The 14,670-nt window shown below is 61.0% G+C and carries 13 protein-coding genes; 5 read left to right on the top strand and 8 right to left on the bottom strand.

All coding sequences use genetic code 11. The features are described 5' to 3' along the window. Positions 1-454: 454 nt before the first annotated feature. Positions 455-973 (bottom strand): G/U mismatch-specific DNA glycosylase, encoded by a 519-nt coding sequence (gene mug / locus PSUM_RS01650; RefSeq protein ID WP_083348850.1) that lies wholly within the window; start codon positions 971-973, stop codon positions 455-457. Further along, positions 966-1,592 (bottom strand): TetR/AcrR family transcriptional regulator, encoded by a 627-nt coding sequence (locus tag PSUM_RS01645; RefSeq protein WP_083348849.1) that lies wholly within the window; start codon positions 1,590-1,592, stop codon positions 966-968. The genes mug and PSUM_RS01645 overlap by 8 nt, the downstream gene beginning before the upstream one ends. Positions 1,593-1,842: 250 nt before the next feature. Here PSUM_RS01645 and PSUM_RS01640 point away from each other — a divergent pair, with 250 nt between their 5' ends. From PSUM_RS01640 to PSUM_RS01620, 5 genes are all read left to right on the top strand, one after another. Further along, complete coding sequence (locus PSUM_RS01640; RefSeq protein WP_083348848.1) at positions 1,843-2,961, top strand: HlyD family secretion protein; 1,119 nt, start codon at positions 1,843-1,845, stop codon at positions 2,959-2,961. Further along, a complete protein-coding gene (locus PSUM_RS01635) occupies positions 2,961-4,460 on the top strand; it encodes a DHA2 family efflux MFS transporter permease subunit (RefSeq protein WP_033043904.1) in 1,500 nt (499 codons plus the stop codon). The genes PSUM_RS01640 and PSUM_RS01635 overlap by 1 nt, the downstream gene beginning before the upstream one ends. Before the next feature lie 19 nt (positions 4,461-4,479). Then, positions 4,480-5,940 (top strand): efflux transporter outer membrane subunit, encoded by a 1,461-nt coding sequence (locus PSUM_RS01630; protein ID WP_083348847.1) that lies wholly within the window; start codon positions 4,480-4,482, stop codon positions 5,938-5,940. Positions 5,941-5,971: 31 nt separating this feature from the next. Next, the gene (locus tag PSUM_RS01625) at positions 5,972-6,922 is read left to right on the top strand and encodes an aldo/keto reductase (protein WP_083348846.1); all 951 of its coding nucleotides are present in this window, start codon (positions 5,972-5,974) and stop codon (positions 6,920-6,922) included. Positions 6,923-6,985: 63 nt separating this feature from the next. Further along, complete coding sequence (locus PSUM_RS01620) at positions 6,986-7,933, top strand: LysR family transcriptional regulator (RefSeq protein WP_083348845.1); 948 nt, start codon at positions 6,986-6,988, stop codon at positions 7,931-7,933. Between the two features lie 36 nt (positions 7,934-7,969). On the opposite strand, the gene PSUM_RS01615 is transcribed toward PSUM_RS01620, so the two are convergent. From PSUM_RS01615 to PSUM_RS01590, 6 genes are all read right to left on the bottom strand, one after another. Then, positions 7,970-8,236 (bottom strand): DUF2790 domain-containing protein, encoded by a 267-nt coding sequence (locus PSUM_RS01615; protein WP_083348844.1) that lies wholly within the window; start codon positions 8,234-8,236, stop codon positions 7,970-7,972. 242 nt (positions 8,237-8,478) lie between these two features. Then, complete coding sequence (locus PSUM_RS01610; protein WP_083348843.1) at positions 8,479-10,143, bottom strand: BCCT family transporter; 1,665 nt, start codon at positions 10,141-10,143, stop codon at positions 8,479-8,481. A 211-nt stretch (positions 10,144-10,354) separates the two neighbouring features. Then, positions 10,355-11,536, bottom strand: a complete 1,182-nt coding sequence (locus PSUM_RS01605; RefSeq protein ID WP_020798160.1) for an MFS transporter — start codon at positions 11,534-11,536, stop codon at positions 10,355-10,357. Positions 11,537-11,563: 27 nt separating this feature from the next. Then, the gene (locus PSUM_RS01600; RefSeq protein WP_083348842.1) at positions 11,564-11,935 is read right to left on the bottom strand and encodes an ethanolamine utilization protein EutQ; all 372 of its coding nucleotides are present in this window, start codon (positions 11,933-11,935) and stop codon (positions 11,564-11,566) included. After that, complete coding sequence (locus tag PSUM_RS01595) at positions 11,932-13,260, bottom strand: NAD(P)/FAD-dependent oxidoreductase (RefSeq protein WP_083348841.1); 1,329 nt, start codon at positions 13,258-13,260, stop codon at positions 11,932-11,934. Before PSUM_RS01595 ends, PSUM_RS01600 begins: the two co-directional genes overlap by 4 nt. 10 nt (positions 13,261-13,270) lie before the next feature. Further along, complete coding sequence (locus PSUM_RS01590) at positions 13,271-14,668, bottom strand: FAD-dependent oxidoreductase (protein ID WP_020798163.1); 1,398 nt, start codon at positions 14,666-14,668, stop codon at positions 13,271-13,273. Positions 14,669-14,670 lie beyond the last annotated feature (2 nt).

Genomic DNA, 14,670 nt, shown 5'->3' with positions numbered 1-14,670 from the left:
AATCAACTTAATGAAAACTGTCGTCCGCATATAACCGCCTCCCTGCGCTGAGGGTTTGGGATGAGTCGATTGAGGAAATCTGAATCAGGCTAAATGGAGCCTATAAGCAGATAGCCAGTACGTCAATAGCACGTCACAATAATAAATAGAAATATAAAACGGCGGCGGATAACGTCAAAAAAACGACGCAAGCAGCCTAAGTGAATTGTCAGAGACAGCAAGTGTTTATGCATGCAGTGGCCTCTTATAAAAACGCCGTCAAATCACCCATCGCACACATAAACCAATGCAACGAAGATGCCGTCGAGCGTCGGCGTAGATCGCCTCCCATCGGACAGCCGATCACTGCCACACAGTGCCACGGAACGGGTCTGGGCGAGCGATATTCAGGGCCGGAAAAAATGGCGTCAGGCGCGTCCTTGGTGCACACCCAAGACTTTTCTGGACTCTCGCGCTAAAACAGGCGCGCGCCCAGTGCAACATACAGTTGGCTGTACTCAGCGACCAATTGCTCAAGGGAAAAGGCACGATTTCGCCCGCTGGGGTTGGGAAGGACCCAGACCGCGGCATTGCCGAATGTCTTCGGCTGCGGTCCCCAGGCAGCGTCGCGCTGATCGGACAAGGCGCAGTACGCCGCCTTACCGAGAAACGCCACGAAACGTGGCGCAATACCGGCGATCTTTTGTTCGAAAGCCGCCGCGGCCGCGACAAATTCATGGGCCGACAGCTGGTCCGCCCGCGCCGTCGGCCGCTGGACCACGGCGGTCAAACCACAGCCATGGCGCAGAATGTCCTGGTCTTGCTCCGGCTGAAGTTGATGTGACGTAAAACCGGCGAGGTGCAATGTGCGCCAAAAACGATTGCCCCGACCGGCAAAATGATGCCCCTGGGCCGCGGCAGTCACGCCTGGGTTGATGCCGCAAAAAACCACGTCCAATTGTGGCGCCAGTATATCGTCGAGCCCTTCACTCACCGCAGATCACACCGACCGCATTACGTGCGAGCGCCGTCAATTCCTCACGCGACTTGCCGGCTCGCGCACGGATCGAAATGCTGTGCAGCAGCGATGAAGCGAGCACCGCCAGGGCTCCTGCATCGACATCGTCTTTTAATTCGCCAGATGCAATGGCCCTGCGCAGGCGCGCCTCCAGATCGGCATCCAACCTGCTCAGGCGATCACTGAGCACCGCTCGGATCTGCGGATCCTCGACAGCCTCGGTGGTCGCCGTGCCAATCGCGAAGCAGCCACGTGGCTGACCGTCGCCCGAAAAGTAGATCGACAACTGTCCCTCGTAGAAACGCATCAGCGCCTGGCACAACTTCAGTTGGTTGTCGGCCAGCGCGGCCTGCATGTCGGCGGCGGCAAACTCCCAGTACTGCTCGAGCGCCTTGATGTACAGCGCATGTTTGTCACCAAAGGCCGCATAGAGGCTGGGGCGATTCATCCCGGCCGCGGTGGCGATGCTGTCCAGGGAGGCGCCGGAATAGCCAGTGCTCCAGAACACACCGAGCGCTTGTTGCAACGCTGTCTGCGGGTCATACGCGCGGGGTCGGCCGCGGCCTTTGCCCGCTGTCACTTTATTTTGTGCCATGTCGTATAAAATCCTTGCAGGAAGGTGGATGCGGGGATATTTTTACACAATCGCACAAAAATAAGGAACCACAAATTCCTTGATTCATGTTTGTTCAAGCGCAGCTCAAACCGGGTGTTGCAGCGACGAAACAGCGGTGCCGGAGCGATCCTCCCAAGCACCTGCGGGTTTGCTTTACCACAACATTCATTGACGTCGGTGCCAGGCGATTGCTGCAGGCCCGCCTTCCCGGTTAAAGGTCCATTCGATCATGACTCAATCCATCGACATCACGGCTTCGCAAGCCTATGAGGCCCAATCGCCGATCAACAAACCCCTGAAGGAGAAGCTGCGGCCTTGGCTCATGGTGGGCCTGCCTACCCTTTTCGCTGTCATTGGCTATGCGTACTACGTGGCTGGCGAACCCTTCGTTACCACCGATAACGCCTACGCCCGAGTGGCCAAGGCCTCGGTCAATGCACGGATTTCCGGGCAGGTCGTGGACATCGCCGTCCAGGACAACCAGAAGGTCAGCAAGGGCCAAGTGCTGTTTCGCCTCGACCCCAAGCCCCTGCATATCGCAATCGATCGTGCGCAAGCGCAACTGAGTGTCGCGCGGCTGCGCATCGATGGGCTCAAGGCCAGCTACCGTCAACAGCAGGCAGAACTGCAATCGGCCAAAGAGTCAGCGGACTTTGACCAGAAGGAATTCGCCCGCAAGAAAACGCTGGTTGCGACCGACTTTGTTTCCCGGGCCATTTATGAGCGCGCGGAAACCGACCTGAAGATCGCTCGGCAACGCATCGCCTCGATCGAACAACAGATCGCCAGCACCGTCGTCGCCCTGGACGGCAACCCGAACATCGAGGCCGACAGTCACCCTTCGGTGCGTGAAGCCAAGGCGCAGCTCGATGAAGCGCAGCTGTACCTTGCCTACGCCACGGTCTATGCGCCTGCTGACGGCATAGTTGCCAAGGTCGACGACTTGCAGGTGGGCAACTACCTCAACAGCGGCGCACCCGCCTTCGCGTTGATCAGCGACCATGAGATCTGGGTCGAGGCCAACTTCCGGGAAACCCAGGTCACGCACATGCGAGCAGGCCAGGAAGCGCGCATCAGCATCGACACTTACCCCGGGCGCGTATTCAAGGCCCACGTGACCAGCATGAGCCCCGGCGCCGGGTCGGACTTCGCCGTGCTGCCGCCGGAAAACGCCACCGGTAACTGGGTCAAGGTGGTCCAGCGGGTACCGGTTCGCCTCGAACTGGATGACGCGGACCCTGCCCTGCCACTGTTTTCCGGCACCAGTGCCACGGTCGAGGTCGATACCGGACATCGCACGCCATGGTGGCACCCGCTCAAGTCGCTGCTGACCGCAGGTAACTTCTGATGAACGCCCATGCACAGACATCCGCGGATCCGGGCCGTGCGCACTCGCTCCGATTGGCGGTGCTGCTCGCCACTTACATGCAGTCCGCCAACCTGCCGCTGCCCAATGCGGTGCTGCGGCTGATTCAAGGCACCCTGTCGATGACTGACGACCAGGCCGGATGGATTTTCACGGCGTACCTCGCGGCGAGCGCCATCACCCTGCCGATTGCCCAGTGGCTTGCCGGACGTCTTGGCCTGAAGCTTGTCTATCAAGCCGCGCTGGCTGTCTTCGTCCTCGGCTTGCTGCTCGCGACGGTGGCCACGACGCCGCTGCAATTTATCGCTGCGCGGATCATCCAGGGCCTGGCCAGTGGCGTGCTGGCGCCCCTGTCGATGGCGATTGCCATGGAGACATTGGCGCCCGAGAAGCGCATGAAATTTGGTGCGACCTGGACCGCCATCGTGCTCCTGGGCATCGTCAGCGGCCCGAGCATCGGTGGCTGGATCGCCGAGCACTTCGATTGGCGCCCGATCTTCTACATCAGCCTGCCGCTGTCGGCGTACATCTTTTTGGTCGTGGCCCTGCTGCTGGCCGAGAAAAAACCCGAGGAAGCGCCTTCTTTCGACTTCTTCGGCTTCGGCAGTTTCACCCTGGCCTTGATCGGCCTGCAGATGCTGCTCGACCGTGGCGAACGCCTGGACTGGTTCGATTCGCCGGAAATCCGGATCGAAGCACTGGCCTGTGGGCTGGGGTTGTACTTGCTCATGGTGCACGTATTGACCAGCAAGACGCATTTCCTCAACAAGCGCCTGTTCCGTGATCGCAATTTCGTGCTGTCGACGCTGATCTTTTTCGCCGTGGGTTTCGTGCTGCTGTCGACCATGGCGCTGACCTCGCCGATGCTCGATGAAATTCTCGGCTACCCCCCAGATACCACCGGTGCCCTGACCATCCCGCGTGGCATCGGGCTGGTGGGTGCGTTTGTGCTGATGGGCTGGGTGCCCGAGCGTTTCGATCGCCGGCTATTCGTGGCGGCAGGCGTGGCCCTGGTGATCTTTGCCAACGGGCTGATGCTCGACTATTCGCCCTTGATGGACTGGTCGCCGGTGGCGGTTGCCGGGGCCATCCAGGGCATCGGCATCGGCCTGCTGATGCCGGCACTGACCAAGGTCGCGTTCAGCACCCTTGACCCCGCACTTCGGGCGGAGGGGACCGGCCTGTTCAATCTTTCGCGGGTCTACGGCAGCACCCTGGGCGTAGCGATCGTGCAGATTTTCTTCTTCAACAATACCCAGGCGATGCACCTGGCATTGGCCGCCAACGTGACGCCCTATCGCGCTGCCGCTCATGGGGGCACGGCGTCGATGTCGTTGCCGGCACTCGAAGGGCTTAACCACATGATCACCCATCAGGCCGCGTTCATCGCCGTTATCGGCCAGTTCAAGATCCTGCTGGTGGCGATGCTGGTGGTCAGCCCGCTGGTGGTCTTTCTGCGCAAACCGATACCGGCCAATTAATTTTCGTGGAGTCTGTGCAATGAAATCCAGTCATCTGTTCCCAACGAAAATCGCGGCAGTGTCGGCAATGGTCTTGCTCTCTGCCTGTACCGTCGGCCCTGACTTCAAGGCCCCGCCGACGAGCCAATCGCAGCACTACGATCAACAGGCCGAGCAGCGTCTTGGCCAGGGGAGTTCGCAGCGCATTGCCCTGGGCAACAAGGTCACCGGGCAATGGTGGTCCGCCTTTGGCTCGCCCACGCTCGACCAACTGGTGCGCCGGGCCATCGACGGCAATCTGGAGCTGGTCGCTGCCGATGCAACGATACGGCAGGCATCACAATCGGTGGCTGCGGCACGAGGCGCGCTGTATCCGCAGGTCGACTTCGCTGCGGCAGCGGGTCGCCAACGGCTGCACAACACCAAGGACCCGTCGGTCACCAACTTTTATGCAATCGGGCCGCGGGTGGGTTTCGACCTCGATGTCTTCGGTGGCAACAAGCGGCTCGTCGAACAGCAGCAAGCCTTTAGCGACTTGCAAAAGCATCGTTACGAAGCCGCGTACCTGACCCTGACCGGCGAGGTCGCCAGCCAGGCGTTGCTGGTGGCTTCTGCCAATGCGCAGATGCAGGCCGTGGAGACCTTGCTGGACAACGACACCCGCAACCTCGAACTGGTGCGCGCGGCCCATGCCAGCGGCACCACCACCCAGGTCGATGTGTCGCTGGCAGAGACCCGGCTTGCCCAGGACCGTACGTTGCTGCCGCCCCTGGCCCAGCAACGGGATGCTGCGCGCCATGCGCTGTCTATCCTGACGGGCAAGGGCCCGGCTGACTGGATTGCGCCGGACTTTGACCTCGACGAATTTGCCTTGCCGTCGAACGTGCCGGTCAGCCTGCCCTCGGAAATGGCCCACGACCGTCCGGACGTGCGCCAGGCCGAGGCCGAGCTGCACATCGCCAGCGCCGCGGTCGGCGTGGCGACCGCCAATCTCTATCCGCGGGTGACGTTGTCCGCCTCCCTGGCCCAGGCCGCATCAGGCAATGGCGGCGCCGCACTCTGGGGGTTCGCGGCGGGAATCGCCGGGCCGATCTTCAACGGTGGCACCCTCAAGGCGGAACAACAGGCCGCCGTCGAGGGTTACAACGCCACGCTCGCTGGCTACCAGCAGACCGTCATCAGCTCGTTCGGCCAGGTTGCGGATACGCTGCAAGCAATCAACCACGACGCGCAGGAATTTCGCGCCCAGGAGGATGCATTGCAAGCGGCCGACACCAGCTTGCGTCTGAACCGGCAAGCCTATGCCTTGGGCGAGAACAGCACGCTCCAGGTGCTCGAAGCCGAGCGCGCCTATCAACAGGCGCTGCTGAGCCAGATCCGCGTCAAGACCGCGCAATACCTCGACACCGTGCAGCTGTTTGTAGCCCTCGGCGGCAACTCCGTCGGCGTGTTCGAGCAACGGTTGGCCAGCCGCCAGGCACCACAACGTTCGTATCAGTAGAGGCTGCGGCCTCGGTAATTGGAGTCAAGACATGTCCTACGAAGCCTTTCACGATGAACTGCGAGATACCCGGTTTGCCCTCAATCACGGTTCGGCGCAGATGCCCGCCGTGGGTTTCGGCACCCTGTTCAAGGACCTCGGCGTCACCACCCAGGCGATCACCCACGCGCTGGAAACCGGGTTCCGTCATTTCGATTGCGCCGAGCGTTATCGCAACGAGGAATCGGTCGGCGTTGCCCTGCAAGCTTTCATGGACGCGGGGAAGGCCCGGCGCGAAGACCTGTTCATCACCACCAAGCTGTGGAACACCAACCACCGCCCCGAACGGGTGTTGCCGGCCTTTGAAGCCAGTTGCCGACGGCTGCAGGTGGATTACATCGATTGCTATCTGATCCACACGCCCTTCGCGTTCCAGGCCGGGGACGACCAGGACCCCAGGGATGCCTTCGGCCATGTCCTCTACGACTCTGGTGTAACCCTGATCGACACCTGGCGGGCCCTTGAGCAACTGGTCGATCAAGGTCGTTGCAGGTCCATCGGCCTGTCGGACATCACCTTGGAGGCGCTGAAAGAAATCGTCGCCGTGGCGCGAATCAAACCCGCGGTGGTGCAAGTCGAATCCCACCCGTACCTGCCGGAATGGGAATTGCTGGAGTACTGCAAGGAACACGGGATCATCCTCCTGGCCTTCGCGCCGCTGGGCCACGGCATGGAACCGAACGTGCTGGAGGACGAAGTGATCCTGGGCATCGCCCGGCACTTGCAAAGAACCCCGGCCCAGGTCGCACTGGCCTGGGCGGTACAGCGCGGTGTCGCGTTCCTGACCACCTCGGCGACACCCGCCCATATCCAGGAAAACTTCGATATCACCACCCTGCCCCACAGGGCCATGCTGGAAATTCGCCAGGAGATCACAACGCGGATACGCTTCAATTCCGTGGTGGAAACCGGAGTACCGGGGTTCATCCCGCGCAAACAATGACAGGCCTCGAGGGGACGGTCATGTGCCGTCCTTTTTTTCCAGTTGACCCAAGAGGCGACAACGATGGATGTATTCCAGAGCATGCGATTTTTCCTGGCGGTCGCCCAGAGCGGCAGCTTTACCGCAGCCGCGCATTTGCTGGACACCACCACGACCAACGTTTCCAAGGCGGTCTCCAGTCTCGAGGCCCGCCTGCAAACCCGCCTGATCAACCGTACGACCCGGCGCCTGGCCTTGACCGAAGCCGGCACGCGCTATCTGGAACGCTGCGAGAAGATTCTGGAAGAACTGCGAGATGCGGAGGAGGAAGCAGGCACCGCACAGGTCACCCCCGTGGGCCGCCTGAAGATTCACGCGATGTCGGCCATCGGCAACCACTACGTGATCGACGCCATTGCCAAATACCGCGAGACACACCCCTCGGTCCTGTTTGACCTGGCCTTGACCAATCGGCTGCCCGATCTACTGGAAGAAGGTTATGACATGTCGATCGTGCTGGCGCGCGACCTGCCCGACTCAGGCTTCGTCGCCCAGCGGCTGGGCATCACCTACAGCATTCTCTGCGCATCGCCCACGTACCTTGAAAAACGCGGAATACCCGACACGCCGGGTTCGCTTGGCACACATGATTGCCTGAGAATCGTCAACACGGTAATGCCGGCCGAGCACTGGGTATTCGAGGGGCCCGAAGGCGTGGAGGCCGTCAACACACCGGTGTCGCCGTTTCACGTCAATACCGCCGATGCCATGACCGTCGCCATCACCCGTGGCATGGGCATTGGCATCCAGCCGATCGCGTCCGCCGTGGCCGGCCTCAAGGCAGGCACCCTGGTTCGGGTACTGCCGCAGTACCATTTTGAAGAGTTGAACCTGTTTGCCATCTACCCTTCACGAAAATTCGTCGATGCAAAAATAAAAACCTGGGTGGAGTTTCTCAAGGACTACCTGCCCGGGTTGCTGGCTGACGATGACAAAATTGCCCGTTCATCAAGACGCCCTGCAAACATCTGAGGATGGAGTGTCGACCCTCCACCGTCACCGCCGTACTCAACCGTTCGAGCACCCAGTGCCCATGACTTGATACTGCATGACATGGCGCAGGCCCTGGGAGTCTTCGTAGGTCATCTGCGCCGAAACCGGACCACACTCTGGCGCGACATCGGTCACGGAAATGACCTTCTTGATGTCCAGTCTCGAACCGTAGGTGTAGGTCTCGATCGGTGGCTTATTGGCCGAGATTCTGGCATGGCTTTCTTCGGCAAAGGCCTGGGCACCGATGCAACTAAGTGCAAGCAAAATCGCGATTCTTTTCATGGGGTTCACCGTCTCGTTCAGGGTGGATGAGTACCTCTGGAACCCTTGGCCCAGGTTCCTTCGGTAGAGACGATGCTAGGGGATTGCCCGGGCGCCAAACAGCGCCCTGGCGGATAAACACTGTGAACAGAATGCGTAGGAATGCAGGGATCGAAATCTGCAGGAGGTCATCAAACCGCAACCGTCAGCTGTGTTGGCAGCAGACGGTTGCGGTATGTTCACGCATGCCTCAGCGAGGCTCATCAGGCGGCAGTGGCCGCCAGAGCTTCACGCCCCTCTTGTGAAGAACGCCCCTGCTGCGGCAGGCGATCCAGCGCCGGGGCCCAGGCCGGCACGCTCGGCATCTCCTTGCGCAAGCTGTGGATCAGCGTATAGGACATCACCAGCAGCAACATGGCGATCGGCAAACCGGCCGCGATACTCGCCATCTGAATGGCCTTGAGTCCCCCGGCCAGCAACAACCCTGCGGCAATGGCACCTTCAAGAATGCACCAGAGCAGCCTGATCCAGTTCGGCGGATTGGTGCTGCCCAACGCACACAAGGTGCACAGAACCTGGGTGCCGGCATCCGCGGTGGTGACGAAATGCACACCCAGCAACACGCAAACCAGTATCGACAGCGCGGCACCCATGGCCTGGCCATCGAGCGACTGCAGCAAGGTGAACATGGCCGCGGTGGTTTCTTTCTTGGTGGCGAGCAACACGGTGCCGCCTTCGAACTTCGGCTGCTCCTGGGTCACCACCTGGCTGGCGACGGACGCCTGGTAGGCCTGCCTGTCCTGCTGTTCGTTTTTCAGCGCCGCGCCACCGAACACCGACATCCACAGGATGGTCACCAGGGTCGGCACCACCAGCGCCCCGATCACCAGTTCGCGGATGGTCCGGCCTTTGGAAATGCGCGCGATGAACAGGCCGACAAAAGGCCCCCAGGTCATCCACCATGGCCAGTAGAACGCCGTCCACCAGTTTTGCCATTCGCTGTCTTTTTGCGTGTCCATCCAGAAACTCAGGCCAACTATGTTTTGCACATAGTCGCCGGTGGATTCAAACATCAGGTTGAGAATGTAACGGGTGGGACCAATTGCCAACACGGCCAGCATCAGGATGAATGACAGGTACATATTGAGCGTGGAGATACGCTTCATTCCCTTGGACAGTCCGGCCAACAGCGAAATACAAGCAACGATACTGACAAACAGAATGATCGATAACTGCAAGCCGACACTGACCGGAATACCGAATACCTGATGCAATCCGGTATTGATCTGCACCACACCGAGGCCAAGGGACTGGGACACGCCAAAGGCCGTGATGACCACTCCCATGATATCGACCACATGGCCGATCCAGCCGTAGATACGATCGCCAATCAGCGGATAAAGCAGCGATCGCAGGGCCAGCGGCAAACCTTTACGGTAGGCGAAGTACGCCAGGCTCAAGCCAATCATGGAGAAGATCGCCCATGGATGCAGGCCCCAGTGGAACAGGGTGATGCGCATCGCCAGGGTCGCGGACTCGTCCGTCAAGCCCTTGGAAAACGGGTTGTCGGCGTAGTGCAGCATGGGTTCGGCCACGGACCAGAAAATCAGTCCGATGCCCATTCCCGCGCTGAACAGCATGGCAATCCATGAAGCGAAACTGAACTCGGGAATATCCTGTTCGGTGCCAAGTTTTAAGTTGCCGAAACGGCTGATCGATATATAAAGCAGTACGCCAAGCACGCCACTGATCAGGGCGATGTAATACCATTTGAAGTTATGCAGGATAAACACCGAAGCCATTTCAAAAGCCTTGGCTGCCTGCTCGTCTTTAAATGCACAGAACACGACAAATATGATCACCGCTAATATCGAAGCCACGGTCACATTCGGATTAAGGCCTTTCAACAGGCCGGATTGAGCACGCATTGTTTTCCCCTTTTGTTTTTGTTTAAGGGTTTGGATATGTTCCGCAGTTCGCTTATCGCCTGGTATCGAATGACACCAGGACGGTTTCACCTGCAGGTAAATTCCGGTTTATTACGCCTTTGGCAGCGTCACCAAGATCGTTTAAAGCTGACCAGCGCTCAAACCATTTTTCGTCACCGACTCATGAGAAAAACGCATCAATAGGACGCAATCAAGCGCCTGTTTCCAGGGTACTTTCGCAGGCCCCCTGTTCGCTCAAGAGCGTGACTTTCGCCTGCCCTACGAACAGGGCCAGCAACACGGCGCTGCCCCCGAGGAAAAAATAAAAGCTCGACGCACCGAAGCCTTCCATCAGCGCCCCCGCAATGAGTGGCCCGATACAGGCGCCGACCCCAAAGGTGATCAACAGCATGCCCGAGAGCGAAACGCGCAAGGACGGCTCCATGTTGTCATTGGCCAACGCCACGCCCAGCGGGTACAGGCAGAACTGCAGAAAACCGATGCCTGCACCGAACCACAGCAATGTCGTGAACGATGGCGCTTGAGCGAACCCCAGCGGCAGGCTGATGAGTACCAGCAATACCGCCACCGCGCGGATCAGGCTCGCCCGGGGCAGCCGGTCCGACAGCCAGCCCAACGGCAACTGGGCCAATAGCCCGGCACCGATGGTCAACGCCAGGAACTGACCGACCTGCGCCGTGCCCAATCCTTGCTTGCTCGCATAGATCGCAGCCAGGCCGTAGAAGCTGCCATTGAGCATGCCCGACACCAGGATCGTCCCCAATGCCTGTGGAACGCGCCGCAGGAACAAGCGCAGGTCAATCGAGGTCGCGTGTACTGCCATGGGATGCGTGCGGCGGGTCAGCGCCACCGGCACCGAACACAGGGCGAACACCATCGCCACAGCCAACAGCGCACGGATTCCCAGCCCCTCGTCGAGACTCAAGGCCAATTGTCCGAGCATCATGCCGACGTAGCTGGCGACCATGTACAGCGCCAGGACACCGCCGCGCTGCTCGGTCCGGGCCTGGTCGTTGAGCCAGCTTTCCAGCACCATCAATTGGCACATCATGGCCAGTCCCACCAGCGCCCGCAGTACCAGCCAGAAGGCCAGGGACGTGCTGAACTCATGGGCCAGGACCGCCGCCGCAATCGTTGCCGCGCAAGCGGCGTAGGTGCGAATGTGCCCGACCTGAGCGATCAGGCTGCGCCCGACCCAGCCACCCAGCACCATCCCCAGGGCATTGGCGGCCATCAACGCGCCACCCGCCGTTTCGCTTGCACCCAAAGCATTGAGGCGCAGCGCCAGATAGGTCATCAGCAAGGTCGATCCCAATTGCATCAACAAGCTGGCCAGGTAGAGGGCGCCGAAGGTTCTTGTCAGTGTTATCACCGTACCGACTCCCTGAATAAAGGTGGTTCAAGCCAAACCGTGCAGTTGCTTCCAGTTGCCCGGGTGAACCACATACCCGAACAACGCGTGTCCGCCGTAAACCAGTTCGGTGCCTTCGGGAATCCACAGCAACTGGCCGGGTGTGACGGCAAACAGCTCGTCGCCGACCTGCAACTCGAAGCAGCCTTCGATGACGAAAATCACCTCGTCATACAGCACCGTCCAGGCCACTTGCGCCCCTTCCCAGCGGGCAAAACCCACACCGATGTTCGGCGAGACTTCGTTGCTGAGGGCTCGCGCCACATACGCGGCGCCTGGCGGGCCACCTCGAACGGTAAAGTCCAGGTCCCGATGGTCGATGCGCAGCACCCGGCGGCTGCCTTTATCCGCCGGGCTCATAGCTCGCTCCGGCTGTTCCAGGCCGCCAGGCGAATGCGCGAACGAACGCCAAGGCCAAGGAAGGGTTCTGGCGGGTTGAGCGACGGCATGCCGGTCACCGCACGGATATCGTTGAGCTGGGCAGATTCGGCACCCACCGCGAGATCAGCCAGCATTGTCCCGGAGATGGTGCCCCAGGCGGCACCGACGCCGTTGTCGCACGCCGACGCGTAGACACCGTTTTCCAGTTCGCCAAAGAAGTTGGTGAAGTTACGCGAGATGGCGTAGACGCCGCCCCAGGTATGACTGAAAGGCACCTGCGCCAACTGCGGGAAGCGCGCCATGAAGGCCTTGCGATGCGAATCCTGCACTTTCGAACGCATGGCATCGCTGGTGCTGCGACCGTATTTGGGCACGTGCTTGTAGGTGTTGCGGATAATCAGGCGGCGGTCCTGGGTCATGCGCACGGTGGTGCCGGCGTGATCCGCCGGGGTCAGTCCCCAGTCCAGTTGGCCGCCATAGGTCGCCAGCTCCGCATCGGTCAGGGGACGGGTCCAACTGGCGAAGGTCATGACCGGCAACAGGCGATTGCGCAGGTAGCCGAACTCCTGGGTGAAGATGCTCGTGCCCAGGAGCAACTGCGGGGTACGTATCTGCCCTGCCGTGCCGTGCAAGATCCAGCCGCCACGGCCGTCGCGCTCCAGCCGCTGGATGGGTGATTCTTCCAGCAATTCGACGTTGGCCGGCAAGGTCCGGGCCAGGCCCGTGACAAGCGCCGCCGGTTGCATCAGGTAGCAGCCGGGAGTGTAGATGGCGCCGCGATAATGGCCGGTGCCCAACACCTTGGCCAGCTCCGCGCTATCGGCCCGGCGAAACGGTTCGCCGAGGTCGCTCATCAGGCGTTCGAAATGATCCAGGTAAGCCAGGCCACGCTCGCCGACGGCGCCTTGATATTTACCGGCATGGGACCACTGGCAATCGATCCCACGGGTTTCGACCAGGCCTTGCAGCTGCGCAATCGCGGCGCGGTTGAGCGATAGCAAGCGCTGTTTGTGCGCGGGGTCCGGATGCTCGAGGGCGAACTTGTGCGGCAGGTCGATCACGAATCCCGAGTTGCGCCCCGAGGCCCCATGGGCGACCCGTTGCGCATCCACCAACAGGATACGGGCTTGCGGATGATGCTCGGCCAGGCGACGTGCTGCCGCCAGGCCGGCAAAGCCTGCGCCGATGACGGCGTAGTCGGCACGCTGTTCGCCGGACAGGCGTCTGCAGGCCGGTTGATCGGGCAACGCTGCATACCAGCCGCAACTCGCATCGTCGTAAGGCAGGTTGATCGTGTTTTTCATGTGTCTGGCCTCAGGCAACTGCCTGCTGAGAGTGCTGACAGGACTGCAGCAATGCGCTGCGTTGCGTTTGCGCTTGGCGTCCAAGCAGGACAAAACCATTGAGCTGGCCGCGGTCATCGTAGAAACCGGCACTCAAGCCATCCTCGGTCGGCGTACAGCGCCATTGACCCTCGCAGGCGCTGGCAGGCGCCAACAGACACAGCGGCGCGGCCGGGGTTTTAACCGTGACGGGCATCAAGGGGTAGTCGACGGCGGTCGGTTGGCCGAGCAGGGTTTTGCTCAGGGCCTGGATGCCCTGGTTGATCGGTGCCAGGTAAGGCAGCAGTTGCCCGCCGATCTCGATGCAGTCACCCAGGGCATAGATGCCCGGTACTGAGGTTTGCAGCTGGGCGTTGACTTGAATGCCGCGTCCAACCGCCACGCCGGCGCTCTCGGCCAGGCTCAGGTCGGGGCGCAGACCAACGGCGGACAACACCAGGTCCACCTCGAGGGTGCGACCATCGGCGAGCGTCAGGCGATAGCCCTGCCCACTGGAGTCGATGGCCTGCAGCGTGTTCTGCAAATGCCACCGCACCCCGAGTTCACCCAGCGCATATTGCAGCATCTGCCCGGCCTCGGCGGGCAACAGGCGCTCCATCGGCCAGCGGCCCAGGCCGATGACATCGACGTCAAAACCGTTATGGGCCAGATCGTTGGCAAACTCGCAGCCGATCAGGCCGTCCCCGAGAATGGCGACGCGCCGCACGCCGCCCAGGCGCTCACGAAACCCCTGGTAGTCCTGCAGATTGTTGACGCTGATCAGCGCTGAAGTATCGCCCTGGATCGGCAAGCGAATCGGTTGCGCACCGCTGGCGAGGACCAACTGGCCGTATTCCATGTCACCGAAACTGGTGCGCAGGCGCCGTGCCGTACTGTCGATGCCCAGCACCTTGCAGTGCGGATAAACCCGCAGGTTCAGACGCTGCTCGATGGCCAGTGGCGTTTCGCCGGACAAGGCTTCGGCGCTCTTGCCCTGGGACAACCCGATCGAAAGCGCGGGCTTGGAGTACAGGTGACCGGACTCCTGGGTCAGCACGCGGATCTCGACCTTGGGGTCGGCCTTGCGCAACGCCTGGGCCAGGCCGTAACCGGCATAACCGCTGCCGATGATGACGATCGGCTGGCGTGGCGACGGCGCGGCAACAGCCAGCGGTGGCGCGCTGACCGGCACGCTGGCAACCGTGGCCGCCTGAGTGTACTCACTGATATCGAGCATATCGAAATCAGACTTGCCCACGTGGCATTCAGGGCACATCCAGTCTTCGGGGACATCTTCCCAGCGGGTGCCGGCGACGATGCCGTCCTGCGGCCATCCCAGTGCTTCGTCGTAAATCAGGCCACACACGATGCAAAGCCAAGTCTTGAACATGC

The organism is Pseudomonas umsongensis (assembly GCF_002236105.1).
In the GTDB taxonomy this organism is placed as follows: Bacteria; Pseudomonadota; Gammaproteobacteria; order Pseudomonadales; family Pseudomonadaceae; genus Aquipseudomonas; species Aquipseudomonas umsongensis.
Note: the sequence above shows the minus strand (reverse complement) of the source record. Positions and strands in the feature narration are given on the sequence as shown.

Coding starts and splice junctions, on each gene's coding strand:
- PSUM_RS01625 (WP_083348846.1), top strand. CDS start 5,972: ATGTCCTACGAAGCCTTTCACGATGAACTGCGAGATACCCGGTTTGCC.
- PSUM_RS01600 (WP_083348842.1), bottom strand. CDS start 11,935: ATGAGCCCGGCGGATAAAGGCAGCCGCCGGGTGCTGCGCATCGACCAT.
- PSUM_RS01640 (WP_083348848.1), top strand. CDS start 1,843: ATGACTCAATCCATCGACATCACGGCTTCGCAAGCCTATGAGGCCCAA.
- PSUM_RS01645 (WP_083348849.1), bottom strand. CDS start 1,592: ATGGCACAAAATAAAGTGACAGCGGGCAAAGGCCGCGGCCGACCCCGC.
- PSUM_RS01615 (WP_083348844.1), bottom strand. CDS start 8,236: ATGAAAAGAATCGCGATTTTGCTTGCACTTAGTTGCATCGGTGCCCAG.
- PSUM_RS01595 (WP_083348841.1), bottom strand. CDS start 13,260: ATGAAAAACACGATCAACCTGCCTTACGACGATGCGAGTTGCGGCTGG.
- PSUM_RS01630 (WP_083348847.1), top strand. CDS start 4,480: ATGAAATCCAGTCATCTGTTCCCAACGAAAATCGCGGCAGTGTCGGCA.
- PSUM_RS01620 (WP_083348845.1), top strand. CDS start 6,986: ATGGATGTATTCCAGAGCATGCGATTTTTCCTGGCGGTCGCCCAGAGC.
- PSUM_RS01610 (WP_083348843.1), bottom strand. CDS start 10,143: ATGCGTGCTCAATCCGGCCTGTTGAAAGGCCTTAATCCGAATGTGACC.
- PSUM_RS01590 (WP_020798163.1), bottom strand. CDS start 14,668: ATGTTCAAGACTTGGCTTTGCATCGTGTGTGGCCTGATTTACGACGAA.
- PSUM_RS01635 (WP_033043904.1), top strand. CDS start 2,961: ATGAACGCCCATGCACAGACATCCGCGGATCCGGGCCGTGCGCACTCG.